This window comes from Janthinobacterium psychrotolerans, from assembly GCF_001677885.1.
Classification (GTDB): domain Bacteria; phylum Pseudomonadota; class Gammaproteobacteria; order Burkholderiales; family Burkholderiaceae_D; genus Janthinobacterium; species Janthinobacterium psychrotolerans.
Window position 1 is genome coordinate 185,761 of sequence record NZ_LOCQ01000060.1, and the last position, 18,319, is coordinate 204,079.

Below are 18,319 nucleotides of genomic sequence, written 5' to 3' on the forward strand. Positions count from 1 at the left end.
TGATCCGACGAGATTGAGCTCAATTTTCAAGCAGGAATCCATGCTTTTTGTGTCGCTCTCATGGGGACTGAACCGTCACGATATTTTGATACGACAATTTCGTTGTCATCCGACTAAAAAATTGTCAGGTTCATATTAGGAGTTATGCCATGAAAAGAGCTTTATTACTGACTGCGTTGCTGGCCACGATGCCATTGCATGCGATGGCGCAGACGTCGCCGCCCGCATCCGTGCCTGCGGTGGCACCTGCGCCGGCGCCCGACAAGAGCGCCGACGAAGAGGAAAAGGATGATGACCAGACTGTGGTCGGCATGCGAGATTCGGCCAGCAAGGCGCCGGTGACGACGGCTGGCGCTGTCGCCACGACGGGGATCAGTACGACGATGATGGTGGGCATCGGCACCGCCATCGCCATCGCCATTGGCGTGGCCAGTTCGGGGGGGGCTGGCTCCTCGACCAGCCATTCGGCTGTTCATCACTAGGCGCGGGCCAGCCATGGTAGCGCGCGCCACACTGGTGGTCTTGTGCTGTGCCGCGCTGCTTGGCGCCTGCGCGGCGCCAAAACAGGCGGCCGTGCCGCTGTCGGCCAGCACCTTGTCGTCCCGGCCGGTGCGCATCGGCGTGGCCATGAGCACCGTGCCGACAGCGGACACGCATTTTCCTGGCGCCGGCTGTTTGCTGTGCATCGCCGCCGTGACCGTCTCCAATACCGCGCTGACGGCGCATGTGCGCACCTTGCCGACCGAGGACCTGCTGAGCATCAAGGAGGACCTCGCGGTATTGCTGCGCAAAAAAGGGCACCAGGTGATCGTCATCGCCGAAGCACTTGATATCGATGCCTTGCCCGAACGCCAGGGCAGCCAGCCGGGCGGCGCCAGAAAGGATTTTTCGGCGCTGGGCCGGCAATACCGGCTCGACAAGCTGCTGGTGATTCATCTGACCAAGATCGGCGTCAACCGTAACTACAACAGCTATATTCCGGCTGGCGACCCGCAGGGCCTGGTGGCCGGCGCCGGCTATATCGTCAACCTGGAAGATCACGCGTATGACTGGTACCGGGCGCTGCGCCAGCTCAGGAGCGCTACCGGCAATTGGGACGAAGCGCCCGCTTATCCCGGTTTGAGCAATGCCTATTTCCAGGCCATTGAAGGTGCGCGCGATGTCTTGCGCAAACCCTTGTATTGAGATGGCGATGCTGAAAACAGTCGTATTTGCCGTGCTCGCCTGCTCGCTGTGCGGCGGCGCGCTGGCGCAGCGGCAGGCGCTGCCAGCGGCCTGGTCCTTGCGCCTGCCGCAGCAGCAGGCGGTGGCCTTTCGCGGCCTGGCCAATTTCGACAAGGCCGGCAAGGGCGCATCGGGTACCACCTACATGATGCCCGGCATCGCCGGGTTCGCGGCGGCGCTGGCGGCCCACAGCCTGGTGATCAACAGCGGCCTGGAAAAGCAGAAAAGCGAGATCGAACTGGCGGCCGACAAGGTGCTGCTGCCTTATCTGCCCGTGCTGGGCGCCATGCGCCACGACACCTTGATGGCGCAGGCGCTGGCGCGCCTGGCGCCTGGCAGCACGCCGCGCCTGATCGCCTTTCCTGACCAGGACGAGTCGGGCTGGATCGTCGAAAGCACGCCGCTGTTCGCCATGACGCAGGACCAGAGCGCGCTGGTGCTCGATAACGCCATTGCCGTGCATGCGCCGGGCGCACCGAAGCAGGCGGCCTACCGCAACACCGTGCGCGTGGTGTCGCGCGCCAGCACGCATGCCGACCTGGAAAGCAACTGGAATGCGCAGCAGGGCCGCCAGTTGCAGGAACAGAGCGCCGCCTTGCTGGCGCTGTCGCTCGAGATCGCATTGCAGCAGGCCTACAGCGGCGGCGATGCGCCCGCCGACCTGGGCGCTTTCAGGACGGTGCGCTATCACGAAGGCCGCAAGGAAGCCGCCGAGCGTGCCCAGGTGCTGTCCGAACAGTGCGGACGGGCGCTGATCAGCAATTTGCGCGGCTCGCTGATGTCGGTTCCCGTCTCCGCGCCGGGCGCGGACCCGGCCTGTACCGGCGCGCCATGAGCTACTGTTGCCGGTCCGGCCGCAAACGGTGCATCAGCGATTGCAAGGCCGGATAGGCATCGCGATACACGCCGAACACGCGCCGGTAGGTGGCGCTGGCGTCCGGCTGCGGCCTGCTGCGCGGCACCAGCGTGACCCAGCCCTGCTGCGCCGTCTCGCGCGAGATCAATCCCGTGCCCAGCGCCGCCAGCAAGGCCGCGCCCAGGGCCGCCTCGACGTTTTCGGCGATCGTGTAGACCTGGTAGCCGGTGATGTCGGCGATGATCTGCATCCACAGCGGCGAGTGCGCGGCGCCGCCGACGACGATCAGTTTGTCGTCCAGGGTGGCCGCGCCCTGGCTGCCGGCGTCGATATTGTGTTTCAGCGCAAAGCTCACGCCTTCGAGCACGGCGCGGTACAGATGGGCGCGGCCGTGGTACAGGTTCAGGCCCAGGAAGGCCCCGCTGGCCCCGGCGTCCCAGATCGGGCTGCGCTCGCCCATCAGGTAGGGCAGGAACAGCACGCCGTCCGCGCCGGCCGGCACCCTGGCGGCGTTTTCTTCCATCAGCTGGTGCACATCGGCATAGCCCTGCCGTTGGGCGTCGTCGATATCGGCCTGGCAGAAGGCGTCGCGAAACCAGCTGACCGAAGCGCCGGCCGTGATCGCGCCGCCAAACACGTAGAGATCGTGCTGGCTGTTGAACACGTGCGGCATGCTGATCAGGCCATGGCTGGCGTCGGCGTGCTGGCGGATGGTGCCCCAGCACATGCTGGTGCCGATCATGGCCACATGCTGGCCGGCGCGGCTCACGCCCGCCGCCAGCGTGGCCACGGCCGCATCGACGCCGCCGGCCACCACCTTTGTTCCGGCCGCAAGGCCCAGCTGTTCGGCCACGTGTGGCAGCAGGGCGCCGACCACTTCGGACGAGTCGACCAGGCGCTTGGGCATCATGCGCGCCGGGATGCCCAGCGCCGCCAGCATCTCGGCCGACCAGCCGCGCGCGGCCATGTCGTACACGCCGCCGATATTGCCGGCCGAACTATGGTCGACCGCCACTTCGCCGCACAGCAGGTAGTTGATATAGCTGTTCGGCGGCAGCAGGTAGCGTGTGCGTTCCCAGACGGCGGCCTGGTGGTTTTTCAGCCACAGCATCTTGGTGTAGCCGTAATAGCTGTCGACGCCGTTGCTGGTGATGGCGTGCAGGCGTTCGAGATCGATCTGCCGCTTGACCCAGTCCACTTCATCGGTGGCGCGGCGGTCCATCCAGATCAGGCAGGGGTGCAGCGGCTGCATGGCCTCGTCGACGGGGATGCCGGAGCCGCCATACAGGCTGCTCACGCAGATGGCCTTGATCTGCGCGGCGGGCACGCCGCCTTTGGACACGACCTCGCGCACGCAGTCGATGACGGCCTGATACCAGACATCGGGCCACTGTTCGGCCCACAAGGGCTTGGGCGTATCGACCTGGTAGCCGTGCGCGTGCTGGGCGACGATGGCGCCCGTGCTGTCAACCAATAAGGCTTTGGTGCTTTGCGTGCCGATATCGACACCGATGACATAGTCCATGCAGTCTCCTTTTTTATTGCATGAATATAGCAGGAGCGCGATGGAAAATGGTGCGCGGCGGCCAGGACGGCCGCCGCGAACAGGCTGGGAAAGCTTACTTCAATTGCGCAAACACCTTGCGCGCCGCGGCGATGGTGGCGTCGATCACGGCGTCGTCGTGCTGCGCCGAGACAAAGCCCGCCTCGAAGGCGGCTGGTGCAAAGTACACGCCTTCGTCGAGCATGGCGTGGAAGAAGGCGTTGAACTTGCTGCGGTCGCCGGCCATCATTTCGGCGTAGCTGGTCGGCGGCGTGGCGCTGAAATAGATGCCGAACATGCCGCCGATGGCGTCGGCGCAAAACTCCACGCCGGCTTCCTTTGCGGCGGCGGTCAGGCCATCGGCCAGGCGCTGCGCGGTGGCGCCCAGCTGTTCATAAAAGCCCGGCTGCTGTATCAGTTTCAATGTCGTCATGCCGGCGGCCACCGCCACCGGGTTGCCCGACAGCGTGCCGGCCTGGTAGACGGCACCCAGCGGCGCCATATGGTGCATCAGCGCGGCGCTGCCGCCAAAGGCCGCCACCGGCATGCCGCCGCCGATCACCTTGCCGAGGGCGGTCAGGTCCGGCTTGATGTTGTACAGCGCCTGCGCGCCGCCCAGCGCCACGCGGAAACCGCACATGACTTCATCGAAAATGAGCAGCGCGCCGTGCTGCGTGCACAGCTCGCGCATCGCCTGCAAAAATTCGGGCGTGGCTTTGACCAGGTTCATGTTGCCGGCCACCGGTTCGACGATCACGCAGGCGATCTCGCTGCCAAAACTGTCGAAGGCGTCTTTCATCTGCTCGACGTTGTTGTAATCGAGCACCAGGGTGTGCTTCACAAAATCTTCGGGCACGCCGGCCGAGGTCGGGTTGCCGAAGGTGAGCAGGCCGCTGCCCGCTTTCACCAGCAGGGAATCGGCATGGCCGTGGTAGCAGCCTTCGAACTTGACGATCTTGTCGCGTCCGGTGGCGCCGCGCGCCAGGCGCAGCGCGCTCATGGTCGCTTCCGTGCCCGACGAGACCAGGCGCACCTGTTCGATCGACGGCACCAGGCGCGTGATTTCCTCGGCCATCAGGATTTCGCCTTCGGTCGGCGCGCCGAACGACAGGCCCAGCGCGGCCGCGTCCTGCACCGCTTTTACCACCTCGGGGTGGGCGTGGCCAAGGATGGCCGGGCCCCACGAGCCGATATAGTCGATATAGCGCTTGCCGTCGGCATCCCAGAAATACGGGCCTTCGGCGCGCGTGATGAAGCGTGGCGTGCCGCCCACCGAGCGGAAGGCGCGAACAGGTGAGTTGACGCCGCCCGGCGTGGTTTTCTGGGCGCGGGCGAACAGGGTGTCGTTTTGCGTAGTCGTCATGAGAGTGCCTTGTATGGAGTGTATGGGTGGCCAGGCGTCAGGCGCCGGCCCTGAACAGGCGGTTCGGCACCAGCTTGCCCATGCCGAAGCGCCGCGCATGCTTCAGCGCGCCGGCCGTGTATTCCTGGGCCGCCACCACCGCCTGCTGCACGTCGCTGTCGATATCGCCGCCGCCCCCGCCCTGATCCAGCGCCAGCAGCGCCGTGGCCGCCGCTGACAGGGTGCTGCCGGCGCCGTTGAAGATGCCGGGCAGGTGGCGCCATACATCATGGCGCACCACGCCGTCTTCGCCGAACAGGGTGTTGGCGCGCAGCTTGCCGTCGCCGCTGCCGCCCTTGCCGGCGTCGGCCGGCATGCACGTCACCAGCACGTATTCGCAGCCCAAAGCGACCAGGTAGTCGACGTCGTTCTGCAAGGTGTCGGACGGGTCGCTGTCGCGCCAGGTTTCGGCCAGGCGCTCCAGTTCCACCGGCGACAGCACCAGCAGGGTCGTTTGCGGGATCAGGAGCTGGCGCACGGCGGTGAGGATGTCTTCGTCGTCCATGCCCTGTTCCGGCAGCGCCGAAACGAAGGGGTCCAGTATCAAGGGCACGTCGGGGTAGTCGGAGACGATTTCGGCGATCGCCGTGACGTTTTCCACGCTGCCCAGCGCACCGATCTTGATGGCGGCCACCGACATGTCTTCGAGCAGCACGCGGGCCTGGTCGGAAACCCAGTCCGGGTCGACCGCCTGCACGTCTTCGACGCGGGCCGTATCGCTGATCAACAGGCCGGTGGTGACAGAAAGACCATGGCAGCCGAACGAGGCAAAGGTCGCCAGGTCGGCCTGGATGCCGATCGCGCCGACGGGATCGGACACGCCGAAGCTTAATATGAGGGGAGAAGTTTGGTTTTGCACGGCGGGTAGATTAAGATACCTAATTCAGCATTTTACTTGATTGAAGGGTGGCGGAACGTGAGTAGCAACGAAACAACGCAGCAATTCCAAACGTGGATGTGTCTTATTTGCGGCTGGGTTTATGATGAAGCGGCCGGCCTGCCAGACGAAGACATCGCTCCCGGCACGCGTTGGGCCGATGTGCCAATGAACTGGACCTGCCCGGAATGCGGCGCGCGCAAGGACGATTTCGAGATGGTGGCCATTTAAATAACCTTGTGCGATAGTCCATCCTGGTGCCACGGCGGCGGCTGCGCGGCAGCTTGCCACTGCCTATGCTATGGTATGCGGAATGATCGAATCATCAAACTGAACCAGCCGTGAGCAGCCTCATATCCGACGCCAGCGCCGTCACCATCCTGGTGATCGACGACAGCGCCACCATGCGCAGCTGCGTGGCCGGTTTCCTGCGCGATGCCGGCTACCGGGTGGTGCTGGCCGACGATGGCTTCGATGCGCTGGCCAAGCTGGACGACTGCAGGCCAGCGCTGGTGGTGTGCGACGTGGTGATGCCGCGCCTCGATGGCTACCGCACTTGCGCGCTGATACGCGCCAGCGCCGGCTTTCGCGCCACGCCGGTGCTGATGCTGTCGTCGAAAGAAGGCCTGTTCGACCGCGCGCGCGGCAGCCTGGCCGGCGCCAGCGCCTGCCTGGCCAAGCCGCTGGCGCGCGAGGCGCTGCTGGCGGCCGTGCGGCAGCACCTGGCCGCCGGGGCGTTGCCGCTGTAGCGCCGTTATTAACCAATACAGCAAGGAAGCTGATGTCCATACAAACCATTCTGATCGTCGATGACTCGCCGACGGAACGCTACTACCTGAGCGAGATGCTGGTGCGCGCCGGCTATGCGGTATCGACCGCCGAAGACGGCGCCGACGCGCTGGCCCAGCTCAAGCAGAACCGGCCCGACCTGATCCTGATGGACGTGGTGATGCCGGGCGCGAACGGTTTCCAGATCACGCGCGCCATCGCCCGCGACCCCGAACTGGCCGATGTGCCGGTGATTATCTGTTCCAGCAAGAGCCAGGAAACCGACCGCATCTGGGGCCTGCGCCAGGGCGCGCGCGATTACCTGATCAAGCCGGTGGCCGAAGCGGACCTGCTGGCCAGGATTGCGGCATTGTCCTGACCGATGCGGATCACGCCCGGCATCAGCGCCTCCGCGTCGCCCCCTTTTGAAGGCGGCGCGCGGCACGGCCGTTTGCGCCAGTACCAGCTGCAGCTGCACGAACGGGTGCAGGCTGCCCGCAGCGGCGCGCTGGCCGGGCGCAAGGATCTGGGCGTGCGGCTGGGCGGGCGGCACTGCCTGCTCGACCTCACGCAACTGGGCGAGATCGTGATTCCGGCCGGCCTGCAGGTGCAAGGCGTGCCGCTGGCACAGGACTGGTACCTCGGCCTGGCGGCGATGCGCGGGCGCCTGACGGCCATCATCGACCTGGCGCGCTACATGGGCCAGCCGGCCTGCGGCCTGCACGGCGAGAGCCGGTTGATTACCTTTGCGCCGCGCCTGGGGCTCGATTGCGCGGTGCTGGTCGAACGCGTGCTGGGCCTGCGCCAGCAGCGCGGCATGCTGGCCGCGGCCACGCCGCCCGAGATGGCGCCGTTTCCATGGGCCGCGCGCGCCCTGCGCGACAGTGAACAACAACATTGGCTGCGGCTGGACCTGGCGCAGCTGGCGCAGGCCGAACGCTTTCTCGATGCCGGCTTTGCCAGCGCCCTTGCCGGCACCACCGCCGGCCCCCACCTCGCTCACAATCACAAGGAACTGCGCTGATGGGCGACCATTCTTCGATCCTGGCCGACGGCGCCATGCCTGCCGCGACTGTCTCGCCGGACGAACTGCCGCTGCGCCTGCGCGACGCGCTGGGCCGGCGCAAGACGCTGGCCAGCGCGCCGGCGGCCGACCTGAAACTGCCGCTGATCGGCCATCTGCCGCTGCAAAAGCAGCTGTCGCTGCTGACCACCGTGCTGGCCCTGAGCCTGGCCGCCAGCCTGCTGTTCGTCACCCTCAACACGCGCAGCAGCAATATCGCCTCGGCGCAGACGCAGCTGGCCGGCGACGCGCTGATGCATTCGCAGCGCCTGGGCAAGGCCGCGCCGAACGCGGTGCAGGGCAATCCGGAAGCGTTTCGCCAGCTGGAAGAAAGCCGCAATGAGCTGAACCAGGATTTTCGCCTGATGGTGCGCGGCGGGACGTATCATGGCCGCGACATCGGCGAGTCGCGCGCCAGCCTGCTGGCGGCGGTGGCCGACGCGCGCAAAAAATGGGCCAGCAGCGACCGCGCCGCCGGCACCATCTTGCGCCTGAAGGCCGAGCTGGGCCAGTTCGATCACACCTTGCAGCAGTTGAATGCGCGCACGCCGGCGCTGCTGGCGCAGAGCGAGGAAATCGCCGCGTTGAAAGTGCAGCGCGGCGGCAGCGGGCGCGAGCTGGCCGTGATCGGCCGGCTGATGATGCTGACCCAGCGCATGAGCCGCAGCGCCAGCGGCTTTATCGGCTCCGGCAGCATCAGTTCGGAAACCGCCTTTGCGCTGGGCCGCGATACCACTTATTTCCGCGCCGCCGTCGACGGCCTGCTCAATGGCAGCGCCACCTTGCAGCTGGCGCCCACGCGCGATCCACAATTGCGCGAGCAGCTGCTGGCGCTGAAGGCCGGCTTCGACAGCTATCAAAAACTGGTCTCGTCCCTGCTCGACGGCCTCGACAAATTCAGCGCCGCCAAGAGTGCCGAGCAGCTGATCTTCAGTGAAAACGAAGACCTGCGCCAGCGCCTGACCCTGCTGCAGCAGTTGTACCATGCGAACCAGGACACCCTGGGCGCCGCCTTCTGGCTGATGGTGGGCGGCGTGCTGCTGACCCTGGTGGCGGCCGCCGGCATGGGCCGCGTGCTGCTGCAGGACTCCGTCAACCGCACGCGCGACGCCGAGCGGCGGCGCCAGGAAGCCGAGATCCGCCGCCTGCTGGCGCAGGAAAAAGAAGCGGCGGCCAAGGCGCAGAACGACCAGAACCAGGCCGCCATTTTGCGCCTGATGAACGAGCTGCAAAAAGTGGCCGATGGCGACCTGACGGTGCAGGCCACGGTGTCGGAAGACATCACCGGCGCGATCGCCGATTCGGTCAACTACACGGTCGAGGAATTGCGCGGCCTGGTGGGGCGGGTAACGGCCACGGCCGAACAGGTCAACCGCGCCTCGACCCAGGCGCAGAGCATTTCCAGCAAACTGCTGATCGCCTCGCAGCAGCAGTCGCGCGAAATCCAGGGCGTCAGCGCGACGGTGGTGAAAATGGCCAATGCGATCACGGAAGTGTCGAAGTCGGCCAGCGTGTCGGCCGACGTGGCGCGCCAGTCGGTGGCGGCCGCCCTGCAAGGCTCGACGGCGGTGGAAAACGCCATCAAGGGCATGCATGAAATCCGCGACCAGATCCAGGAAACGTCCAAGCGCATCAAGCGCCTGGGCGAGTCGTCGCAGGAAATCGGCGAGATCACCGAACTCATTTCCGACATCACCGAGCAGACCAATGTGCTGGCGCTGAACGCCGCCATCCAGGCCGCATCGGCGGGCGAAGCGGGGCGCGGCTTTTCGGTGGTGGCCGAAGAGGTGCAGCGCCTGGCCGAGCGCTCGGCCGGCGCGGCCAAGCAGATCGGCGCGCTGGTGCGCACCATCCAGGCCGATACCCAGGATGCGACGCGGGCGATGGAAAAATCGACCCAGGGCGTGGTCGAAGGGGCGCATTTGTCCGACGCGGCCGGCGCGGCCCTGAACGATATCAGCCAGGTGTCGAAACACCTGGCCGAACTGATCCAGGGCATGTCGTTTGCCACCGGCACGCAAGCCGGTTCGGCCAGCGGCGTGGCCCTGAACATCCAGCATATCCTGAGCGTGACGGAACAGACCCAGGATGGCACGCAGCAGACGGCGCAGTCGATCCACAAACTGTCGCTGCTGGCGCAGGAGCTGAAAAACTCGGTGTCGCGCTTCCGCGTCGCCGCCTGAGCCAGCACCCGGCGCGTGCCGATTTTTGCGTTATGAATTCTTTACCGAGGCAGGCATGAGCACACCAGATAATCCGCAGCAGTCCAGGCCGCAGCAGTCCAAGCCGTTTGACAGCGAGCCCTTGTCCTGGGTGATGGTGGAAATCCGCGAAGCGCTGGCCCGTTCCCGTACCGCGTTGTTCGAGGCGGGCGGGCGCGAGCGCGAAGAGCGCGCCACCGCCCTGCAGCATGCGCGCTCGCACCTGCACCAGGCGCATGGCGCGCTGGTGATGGTCGACGTGGCCGGCGCCGCCCTGCTGACGGCCGGTGCGGAACAGGCGCTGACGCGTTTTCGCGACGGCACGCTGGAATACACGGTCGACCATGCGCAAGTGGTGTCCGAGCTGTACCAGGCCTTGACCGAATACCTGGAAGACCTGATGGCCGGCACGCCGCCGCAGCCGACCCGCCTGTTCCCCTACTATCGCGCGCTGCAGGCCATGCTGGGCGTGGAACGCGTGCATCCGGCCGAACTGTTTTTCCCGCCCGCCGTCGACCAGGGCCATGCCATCGCGCTGGCCGAGCCGGTGATCGCCGCCGACTACCCGGCCTGGCGCAGCCGCTTTGAAAAGTCGCTGCTGCCGTACTTGCGCGCGCCCGACGCCGCGGCGCGCCAGCAGCATGCCCAGGCGCTGCACGACACCTTGCAGCTGGTGGCCGATGCGCAGACGGACGCGCCGGCGCGCACCTTCTGGTTCACCATGCAGGCGGTGGCCGGCCTGGCGGCCCAGGGACAGGGCGGCGACAGCCTGTACATGAAGCAGCTGTTCGGCCTGATCAACCTGCAATTGCGCCGCCTGGCGCAAGGCACGGCCGGCGGGCCCGATACTCTGCTGCGCGATGCGCTGTACCTGATCGCCGCAGCGGATCAACCGACGCCGGCGGCGCGCCAGCTGCGCGAGGCGTTCGAACTCGATGGCCTGGTGCCCGGCGACGTGGAAGCGCGGCGCTACGGCCAGGTCGATCAGGGCGCCTTGCAGGGCGCACGCGCAGCGCTGGCCCGCGCGCGCGGCGCCTGGCGCGATGCCGATGCCGGCGAGGCCTTCTGCGCGGCGCTGATGGAAGTGGCAGGGCAGGCCGATATACTGAAAGTGCCGGCCCTGGCCAGCCTGCTGCGCCAGGCTGTGGACGTGGCGCGGCAGGCCGCCGCCAGCGGCCGCCTGCCAGCGCTGGCGCAGGAAATGGAGACGGCGCTGCTGTTTGCCGAAGCCGGCCTGGAACAATTGCGCCGCCTGCCCGACGATTTCGCCAGCAATGCCGAAACCATCGGCGCGCGCCTGCAGGCGCTGCTCGAAGGCGTGGCGCCGCCGGCGCCGGGCGAGTTGTCGCGCCAGATAGAACAGGGACAAGTGGCGGGAGCGCTGGCCGAGGACATGAAGGCGGGACTGCGCCAGGTCGAGCGGCTGCTGGGTGCCTATTACGCCGATATTGGCCGCCGCGATGGCCTGGCGGGCGTTGCGCCGCTGCTGCAGCCGATGCGCCAGACGCTGGCAGAATTGGGGCAAACCGCCGCCAGCGCCGGCATGCAGCAGGTGGCGGCGGCGGTACGGCAGCTGCTCGATGGAGACAGCCAGGCGCCCATGGAAGCGCTCGACGACATTGCGCAAAACGTCAGCGCGCTGGGTTTTTTTGTCGACATGCTGGGCCGCAATCCGCAGGCGGCCAGCGCGCGTTTTCATTTCGACGCCGCCAGCGGCGCCTTTCGCGCGCTGCCGTTTGAAAAAGTGGCGGCAAGCGGCAGCGTGCCGGTGCCCGTGCTCGATCATCCCCTGCCGCCGCCTTTGACCACGCCACCGGCGCACAGCGGCGCAGCCGCTGGCGATGTCGACGCCGAGATGCTGGCCATTTTCCTCGCCGAAGCGCGCGAAGTGCTGGGCTTTATTGAAACCAGCCTGGCCGCGCTGCGCGCCGACGCCGGCAATGCCGAACACCTGGCCATGCTGCGCCGCGCATACCACACGCTCAAAGGCAGCAGCCGCATGATCGGCCTGGCGCAGTTTGCCGAAGCGGCCGGCGCCATCGAAAAAGTGCTCAATACCTGGCTGGCCGAGGCGCGTCCGCCCAGCGACGATTTATATACCTTGCTCAATTACGGCTGGTACCAGCTCAGCGAATGGGTGGCCGAACTGGAAGGCGGCGGCGCGCGCGGACGCGAAGCCGGCATGCTGCCGGACGCGGCCGAACGGGTGCGCGAAGGCGGGCCGTTCGAATTGCGCAAGCGGCGCGTGGTGGCGCAAGATGCCCCGGCGCCAGCCACGCCATCCAATGGCGGCACTGGCAAGGTGATCGGTTTTCCGGCGGCCACCGCGCCAGCCCAGCACGAGGCGCCAGACGACAACCTGAAACATGTGGGCGAGCTGCGCATCAGCCTGCCGCTGTATAACATCTACCTGGCCGAAACCGACGAACTGCTGCGCGTGCTCACGCGCGACTTCGGCGAATGGCGCCATGAGGCGCGCGCCGTCAGCGCCGACGCGCTGCAGGCCGTTCACACCCTGGCCGGCACCTCAGGCACGGTCGGCTTTACCGCCTTGCGCGACCTGGCGCATGCGCTGGAAATCGCCATCGAAACCGTGGTGCCGCCACACGCCGGGCTGGCCGGCGCGCAGCATGACGTGCTCGAACGCGCCACCGCCGGCATCGGCCAGATGCTGCAGGCGTTTGCCCTGGGAGACCTGGCACCGGCACAGCCGTTGCTGATCGAGCAACTCAATGGCTTGTGGCGCGCGCTGACGGCGCCGCCGGCGGCTACCGCGCCGGAGGCCGAAACCGGCCTCGATGCCCTGTTCGCGGCCACTTACGCCAGCATCATGGAGGCAGGCAGCAAGCCGGCTGAAACGGGCCTCGACGCGCTGTTTGCCGCCGCCTACGCCAGCATCATCGCCGATGGGCCGGGGCAGGTCAGTGCAGCGGTGGAGGACACCCCGCCGGCGCGCATGAAACTGCCGCCGGCGCCCGACACCAGCGTCATCGACGACCTGTTCGATTCCGTGTTCGATACGCCGCCACCAGCCGAACCAGTGCCGCAAGCCGCGGCAGATCCGGTACCGGAAATGCCGCCGGCGGTCGTGCCGGCCGATGCGCAGGCCCTGCTGGCCGCCAGCGCCGGCATCAGCGACGAACTCGATCTCGATCTGCTGCCGGTGTTCCTCGAAGAGGGCGCCGATTTGCTGCCACAGATCGGCACGGCGCTGCGCAACTGGCAGCAGCAGCCGCAAGACAGCAGCCAGGCGCAGATGCTGCTGCGCACCCTGCACACCGTCAAGGGCAGCGCGCGCATGGCCGGCGCCATGCGCCTGGGCCAGCACGCGCATGAAATCGAAACCCATATTGAAAACATGCTGCACGCGGGTACCGCCACGCCGCAGGCGTTCGAGGAACTGCTCGGTCACTACGACCATGCGCTGCATCTGTTCGAACAATTGCAGCAGCCCCTGCTGCCGCTGCCGGGCATGGCAGACACGCCGGCGCCCGAACCGAAAGCGGCGCTGGTGCGGGTGCGCGCCGATATCCTCGACCGCCTGGTGAACCAGGCCGGCGAGGTGTCGATCACGCGCTCGAAGATCGAAAATGAAGTGGGCGTGCTGGGCGCCTCGCTGGGCGAATTTTCCGACAACCTGGCGCGGCTGCGCCGCCAACTGCGCGAAGTGGAAATGCAGGCCGAGTCGCAGATCGCCTCGCGCATGGCGGTGGGCAGCGAGCGCGATTTCGATCCGCTCGAATTCGACCGTTTTACGCGCCTGCAGGAACTGACGCGCATGATGGCCGAAAGCGTCAACGACGTCGCCTCTTTCCATGAAAACCTGAGCCAGAGCGTGAGCGCCGTGGGCGACGACCTGGTGCTGCAGGCGCGCCTGACGCGTGAACTGCAGCGCGACCTGATGCAGATCCGCATGGTGCCTTTTGCCAGCATCGCGGAGCGTTTGTTCCGCGTGGCGCGGCAAAGCGCCAAGGAAGTCGACAAGCGCGTCAACCTCGATATCCGCGGTGGCAATGTGGAGATCGACCGCAGCGTACTGGAACGCATGGCCGCGCCGTTCGAACATCTGCTGCGCAATGCGATCGTGCACGGCGTCGAGCCGCGCGCGGCGCGCCTGGCGGCCGGCAAAAGCGAGACTGGTGAATTGCTGGTGCAGGTCAGCCAGCAGGGCAATGAAGTGGCGATCGCGTTTTCCGACGATGGCGCCGGGCTGGACCTGGAACGCATCCGCGCCAAGGCGCGCAGCGCCGGCCTGGTGGCCGAGGACGCCGAGGTCAGCGATGCGCAGGCGGCCGAACTGATTTTCGCGCCCGGCCTGTCCACTGCCGACAGTTTGACGGAACTGGCCGGGCGCGGCTTTGGCATGGATATCGTGCGTTCGGAAGCGCTGGCGCTGGGCGGCCGGGTCGACACCATGACCGAAGCGGGCCAGGGCATCCGCTTTACCATCCACCTGCCTTTGACGCTGGCCGTCACGCAGGTGGTGCTGCTGGCCGCCAATGGCAAGACCTATGCCTTGCCCTCGGTGCTGGTCGAGCAGGTGCTGCACCTGAAGGGCGAGCAGCTCGAGCAGGTGAGCAAGGCCGGCCAGATCGACGCGCACGGCCAGATGCTGGCGCTGCACCAGTTGTCAACCATGCTGGGCGACCCGCCGGCGGCGCCTTCCACCCAGCGCCATGCGCCGGTGCTCTTGCTACGCAATGGCAACGACAGGCTGGCGCTGCAGGTCGACGACGTGGTGGGCAACCGCGAAGTGGTGGTCAAGCATGTGGGCCCGCAGCTGGCGCGCATGCCGGGCATTGCCGGCGCCACCGTGCTCGGCACCGGCGACATCGTCTTGATATTGAATCCGGTGGCGCTGGCGCAGCACCTGGCGCACCACCCCGAACTGCTGGCGCAGTATGCGGCGGCGGCCGGCGAAGGCCGCGTGGCGCTGCCCGCGCCGCGCGCCTGCGTGATGGTGGTCGACGATTCGCTCACCGTGCGCCGCGTGATGCAGCGCCTGTTCGAACGCGAAGGCTACCTGGTGCTGCTGGCCAAGGACGGCGTCGACGCGCTCGAGCAGTTGCATGAACTGGAACCGGCGGCGCTGCCGGCGCTGATGCTGGTCGATGTGGAAATGCCGCGCATGGACGGTTTCGATTTGACGCGCAATGTGCGCAGCGACGCGCGCACGCGCGCCATTCCCCTCGTCATGATCACCTCGCGCAGCGCCGACAAGCACCGCGAACACGCCTTGAGCCTGGGCGTGAATGCGTATTTCGGCAAGCCCTTCCAGGAGCAGGAATTGCTGGCGGAGGTGGAGCGCTTGCTGACGGGTGAGTGAAGGTTCATCCCGTAGGTCGGGTTAGCGCAGCGTAACCCGACACACCGCAAACGCCAACAATGGTGTCGGATTACGCGCTCACGCGCTTACCCGACACACCGCAAACGCCAACAATGGTGTCGGATTACGCGCTCACGCGCTTACCCGACACACCGCAAACGCCAACAATGGTGTCGGATTACGCGCTCACGCGCTAATCCGACCTACGCGTTTTTCACCACCTTGACCACCTCATAGCGCGCCAAAGTCTCCTTGCGCGCCTCGTCGTGCTGCACGATGGGCGCCGGGTAGTCGCGGCCCAGCACGATGTTCTTCTGGTCGAGCAGCATGCGCGGCACCAGCCAGGGTGCGTGGATTTCCTTGTCGGCCAGCGCTTTCAGTTGCGGCAGGTAGCGGCGGATAAACCGTCCGCTGGCGTCGAATTTTTCCGACTGGGTAATCGGGTTGAAGATGCGGAAATAGGGCTGGGCGTCGCAGCCCGACGACGAAGCCCATTGCCAGCCGCCGTTGTTCGAGGCCAGGTCGAAGTCGTTCAGGTGCAGCGCGAAATACGCTTCGCCGCGGCGCCAGTCGATGCCGAGATCCTTGATCAGGAAGCAGGCCGTGACCATGCGCAGGCGGTTGTGCATATAGCCGGTCTGGTTCAGCTGCGCCATGGCCGCGTCCACCAGCGGATAGCCGGTACGCCCTGCGCACCAGGCGGCAAACGCCTCGTCGGCCAGTGCTCCCGTTTCCCAGGCGATGGCGTCATAGGCGGGTTTGAAGGCGGCGTGTTCCACCTGCGGGTTCTGCACCAAAATCATGGCGTAGAAGTCGCGCCAGATCAGTTCTGCCAGCCAGACCGGCGCGCCGCCGCCACCGCCGCCGCGTTCCATCAGGTCGATGATGGTGCGCACCAGGTAGCGCAGCGACACGGTGCCGAAGCGCAGATGCAGCGACAGGTAGGACGGGCCTTTGAGCGCAGGAAAATCGCGCGCCACGTCGTATTTTTCCACGCGCGGCAGGAAGTCCTCGAACAGTCTGGCGCCGCCCGACATGCCGGTCGGGATCGCCAGTTCGGCCAGGTTGCTGGGCTCGAAACCCAGTTCTTCCAGCGCCGGCAGGGCGGCCGGCTTGCCGCGCGGCGGCGCCAGGCGGGCCGCGTGCGGCTCGATATCGTAGGGCGCCAGGCACGACGGGTCGGCGCGCATTTTTTTCAGCCAGGCGTTTTTATACGGCGTGTAGACGGTATAGGGCTTGCCGGACAGGGTCAGCACTTCATCTTTTTCAAAGATCACCTGGTCCTTGAAGCTGAACCACAATCGGGCGTGCGCCGTCAGGGCATCGGCAACCATGGCATCGCGCGCGATCGCCTGCGGCTCGTAGTCGTGGTTGGCGAACACGGCGTCGGCCTTCAGTTCGGCCGCCAGGCGCGGGATGGCCGTGGCCGCATCGTCGTGCAGCACGATCAGGTCGCCGCCGAGCTGGTGCAGCTCGCTGGCCAGTTCAGCCAGGCTGGCGTGGATGAAGTCGACGCGGCGGTCGCGGCGCGGCAGGCTGTCCAGGATGGCGCTGTCGTAGACAAAAACGCAGTGCACGGCCTGGCTCTGGCGCAAGGCATGATGCAGCGCAGCATGATCGAATGCGCGCAGGTCGCGGCGGAACCAGACCAGGGAGGTAGTGAGTGTCATGGGTGGCGGATGGTGCGTATTGGCGTTGTAAAAGGTCAAGAAAGAGCGGTTTTTCGCCCCTTGTGGCGCATTATGCCTGCCCGCGCCGCGCCTTGGACGTCGCCGCCATGGCAATTCGGTGTAAACTAGCGCCTGAGTGCGCGGTGGTGACGCGTGCAAGGTTCGCGTGCGCCAGCAGAACGGTAACGATTTTACAATCGACTTCCCCCCACGCAAGCCACGCACATTCAAAAACAGCATAGTCAAAAAATATTTCAAAAACAATAACGATAGCAGGGGTGAAGTGTCTTGCCAGCAAGCCCACAGAGAGAGCAACGCGTATGAAAAAGAGTAAGATCGACCACACGCTCCCGGGACATCGTTTGATGCAGAGCGCCAGCGAAGGCGCCGCACCCGGTTCGTCCACCTTGAATCTGGCCAACCATTTTCTGATCGCCATGCCGGCGATGCAAGACCCCATCTTCGGCGGCACCGTCGTCTATGTGTGCGAACACAATGAAAACGGCGTGCTGGGCGTGGTCATCAACAAGCCCACCGACATGACGATGGATGTGCTGTTCGAACGCATCGATCTGAAACTGGCGGCCGGCAGCGATGCGCCGATTGTCAATGAGCCGATCATGTTCGGCGGCCCGGTGCAGGACGACCGCGGCTTCGTGCTGCACACGCCCGGCGCGCGCTATTCCTCGTCGCTGACGGTCACCGACGAAGTGGCGTTTACCACCTCGATCGACGTGCTCGAAGCCGTCGCCAAGGGCGAAGGCCCGCAGCGCATGCTGGTGTCGATCGGCTATTCGGGCTGGAGCCCGGGCCAGCTGGAAGACGAGATCGGCCGCAACGGCTGGCTGACGGTGGGTGCTTCGGCCGACATCCTGTTCGACTTCCCGATCGCCGAGCGCTACGTGGCGGCCATCAAGCTGCTGGGCATTGACCCGCTGATGCTGGCATCGGAAGCCGGCCACGCATGAACGGTGAGGCCATCGACACCGTTCTCGCTTTCGATTTCGGCCTGAAACGCATCGGCGTTGCCATCGGCAATACCATGATCTGCCAGGCCAAGCCGCTGCGCGTCATCACGGCGATTGCCAATGAACCGAAGTTTGCCGCCATCGCCGCCTTGATCGCCGAGTGGGGCGCGACGCGCATCGTGGTGGGTTTGCCCAGCCACCCGGACGGCACCGAGCACGAGATGAGCGCGCGCTGCCGGCGCTTCGCCAACCAGGTGCACGGGCGCTTCGGCCTGCCGGTGGAACTGGTTGACGAGCGCTATTCCTCGGCCGTGATTGTCGCCAAACGCGGCGAAGTGATCGACGACCGCGCCGCCGCCATCATCTTGCAGCAGTATTTCGACGCGCAGTCCTGAACCGTTTTTTTTGACTACTCCTCCTT

The 18,319-nt window shown here is 66.2% G+C and carries 15 protein-coding genes; 11 read left to right on the forward strand and 4 right to left on the reverse strand.

Going from position 1 to position 18,319, the window contains the following annotated elements:
* Positions 1 to 149: 149 nt before the first annotated feature.
* Genes ASR47_RS20995 through ASR47_RS21005 form a run of 3 tightly spaced genes read left to right on the forward strand, consistent with a single transcriptional unit; the run spans position 150 to position 2,059 of the window.
* Positions 150 to 482, forward strand: coding sequence for a hypothetical protein (locus ASR47_RS20995; protein WP_150127906.1), 333 nt, complete (start codon positions 150 to 152; stop codon positions 480 to 482).
* A gap of 13 nt (positions 483 to 495) precedes the next feature.
* On the forward strand, positions 496 to 1,185 hold the full coding sequence (locus ASR47_RS21000; RefSeq protein ID WP_082989074.1) for a hypothetical protein: 690 nt from the start codon (positions 496 to 498) through the stop codon (positions 1,183 to 1,185).
* 7 nt (positions 1,186 to 1,192) lie between these two features.
* Entirely contained in the window at positions 1,193 to 2,059 is an 867-nt protein-coding gene (locus tag ASR47_RS21005; RefSeq protein ID WP_150127907.1) for a hypothetical protein, read from the forward strand.
* A 1-nt stretch (position 2,060) separates the two neighbouring features.
* On the opposite strand, the gene ASR47_RS21010 is transcribed toward ASR47_RS21005, so the two are convergent.
* The 3 genes from ASR47_RS21010 to thiD form a co-directional block, all read right to left on the reverse strand.
* Positions 2,061 to 3,605 (reverse strand): FGGY-family carbohydrate kinase, encoded by a 1,545-nt coding sequence (locus ASR47_RS21010; RefSeq protein ID WP_065309749.1) that lies wholly within the window; start codon positions 3,603 to 3,605, stop codon positions 2,061 to 2,063.
* Between the two features lie 94 nt (positions 3,606 to 3,699).
* On the reverse strand, positions 3,700 to 4,986 hold the full coding sequence (hemL, locus tag ASR47_RS21015; RefSeq protein ID WP_065309750.1) for a glutamate-1-semialdehyde 2,1-aminomutase: 1,287 nt from the start codon (positions 4,984 to 4,986) through the stop codon (positions 3,700 to 3,702).
* 37 nt (positions 4,987 to 5,023) lie between these two features.
* Positions 5,024 to 5,884, reverse strand: coding sequence for a bifunctional hydroxymethylpyrimidine kinase/phosphomethylpyrimidine kinase (gene thiD / locus ASR47_RS21020; RefSeq protein WP_065309751.1), 861 nt, complete (start codon positions 5,882 to 5,884; stop codon positions 5,024 to 5,026).
* 96 nt (positions 5,885 to 5,980) lie between these two features.
* Between thiD and ASR47_RS21025 the strand changes: the two genes are divergently transcribed.
* The 6 genes from ASR47_RS21025 (at position 5,981) to ASR47_RS21050 (ending at position 15,260) form a co-directional block, all read left to right on the forward strand.
* The gene (locus tag ASR47_RS21025; protein WP_038488910.1) at positions 5,981 to 6,133 is read left to right on the forward strand and encodes a rubredoxin; all 153 of its coding nucleotides are present in this window, start codon (positions 5,981 to 5,983) and stop codon (positions 6,131 to 6,133) included.
* A gap of 110 nt (positions 6,134 to 6,243) precedes the next feature.
* Complete coding sequence (locus ASR47_RS21030) at positions 6,244 to 6,651, forward strand: response regulator (protein ID WP_082989075.1); 408 nt, start codon at positions 6,244 to 6,246, stop codon at positions 6,649 to 6,651.
* A 32-nt stretch (positions 6,652 to 6,683) separates the two neighbouring features.
* Positions 6,684 to 7,049 (forward strand): response regulator transcription factor, encoded by a 366-nt coding sequence (locus ASR47_RS21035; protein WP_065309752.1) that lies wholly within the window; start codon positions 6,684 to 6,686, stop codon positions 7,047 to 7,049.
* Between the two features lie 3 nt (positions 7,050 to 7,052).
* Positions 7,053 to 7,694, forward strand: coding sequence for a chemotaxis protein CheW (locus tag ASR47_RS21040; protein ID WP_082989076.1), 642 nt, complete (start codon positions 7,053 to 7,055; stop codon positions 7,692 to 7,694).
* Positions 7,694 to 9,916: a methyl-accepting chemotaxis protein gene (locus tag ASR47_RS21045; RefSeq protein WP_065309753.1), complete on the forward strand. Its 2,223-nt coding sequence runs from the start codon at positions 7,694 to 7,696 to the stop codon at positions 9,914 to 9,916. Before ASR47_RS21040 ends, ASR47_RS21045 begins: the two co-directional genes overlap by 1 nt.
* A 55-nt stretch (positions 9,917 to 9,971) precedes the next feature.
* Positions 9,972 to 15,260 carry an Hpt domain-containing protein gene (locus tag ASR47_RS21050; protein ID WP_065309955.1) on the forward strand — a complete coding sequence of 1,763 codons (5,289 nt, stop codon included), beginning with the start codon at positions 9,972 to 9,974 and terminating at the stop codon, positions 15,258 to 15,260.
* Positions 15,261 to 15,463: 203 nt separating this feature from the next.
* On the opposite strand, the gene ASR47_RS21055 is transcribed toward ASR47_RS21050, so the two are convergent.
* Positions 15,464 to 16,930: a cryptochrome/photolyase family protein gene (locus tag ASR47_RS21055; protein WP_065309956.1), complete on the reverse strand. Its 1,467-nt coding sequence runs from the start codon at positions 16,928 to 16,930 to the stop codon at positions 15,464 to 15,466.
* Between the two features lie 320 nt (positions 16,931 to 17,250).
* Between ASR47_RS21055 and ASR47_RS21060 the strand changes: the two genes are divergently transcribed.
* Together ASR47_RS21060 and ruvX are read left to right on the forward strand one after the other, a co-directional pair.
* Entirely contained in the window at positions 17,251 to 17,898 is a 648-nt protein-coding gene (locus ASR47_RS21060) for a YqgE/AlgH family protein (protein WP_425402753.1), read from the forward strand.
* Complete coding sequence (gene ruvX, locus ASR47_RS21065; protein ID WP_171899009.1) at positions 17,895 to 18,293, forward strand: Holliday junction resolvase RuvX; 399 nt, start codon at positions 17,895 to 17,897, stop codon at positions 18,291 to 18,293. The genes ASR47_RS21060 and ruvX overlap by 4 nt, the downstream gene beginning before the upstream one ends.
* Positions 18,294 to 18,319: the final 26 nt, after the last annotated feature.

Coding starts and splice junctions, on each gene's coding strand:
- ASR47_RS20995 (WP_150127906.1), top strand. CDS start 150: ATGAAAAGAGCTTTATTACTGACTGCGTTGCTGGCCACGATGCCATTG.
- ASR47_RS21000 (WP_082989074.1), top strand. CDS start 496: ATGGTAGCGCGCGCCACACTGGTGGTCTTGTGCTGTGCCGCGCTGCTT.
- ASR47_RS21005 (WP_150127907.1), top strand. CDS start 1,193: ATGCTGAAAACAGTCGTATTTGCCGTGCTCGCCTGCTCGCTGTGCGGC.
- ASR47_RS21010 (WP_065309749.1), bottom strand. CDS start 3,605: ATGGACTATGTCATCGGTGTCGATATCGGCACGCAAAGCACCAAAGCC.
- hemL (WP_065309750.1), bottom strand. CDS start 4,986: ATGACGACTACGCAAAACGACACCCTGTTCGCCCGCGCCCAGAAAACC.
- ASR47_RS21025 (WP_038488910.1), top strand. CDS start 5,981: ATGTGTCTTATTTGCGGCTGGGTTTATGATGAAGCGGCCGGCCTGCCA.
- ASR47_RS21035 (WP_065309752.1), top strand. CDS start 6,684: ATGTCCATACAAACCATTCTGATCGTCGATGACTCGCCGACGGAACGC.
- ASR47_RS21040 (WP_082989076.1), top strand. CDS start 7,053: ATGCGGATCACGCCCGGCATCAGCGCCTCCGCGTCGCCCCCTTTTGAA.
- ASR47_RS21045 (WP_065309753.1), top strand. CDS start 7,694: ATGGGCGACCATTCTTCGATCCTGGCCGACGGCGCCATGCCTGCCGCG.
- ASR47_RS21050 (WP_065309955.1), top strand. CDS start 9,972: ATGAGCACACCAGATAATCCGCAGCAGTCCAGGCCGCAGCAGTCCAAG.
- ASR47_RS21055 (WP_065309956.1), bottom strand. CDS start 16,930: ATGACACTCACTACCTCCCTGGTCTGGTTCCGCCGCGACCTGCGCGCA.
- ASR47_RS21060 (WP_425402753.1), top strand. CDS start 17,251: ATGAAAAAGAGTAAGATCGACCACACGCTCCCGGGACATCGTTTGATG.
- ruvX (WP_171899009.1), top strand. CDS start 17,895: ATGAACGGTGAGGCCATCGACACCGTTCTCGCTTTCGATTTCGGCCTG.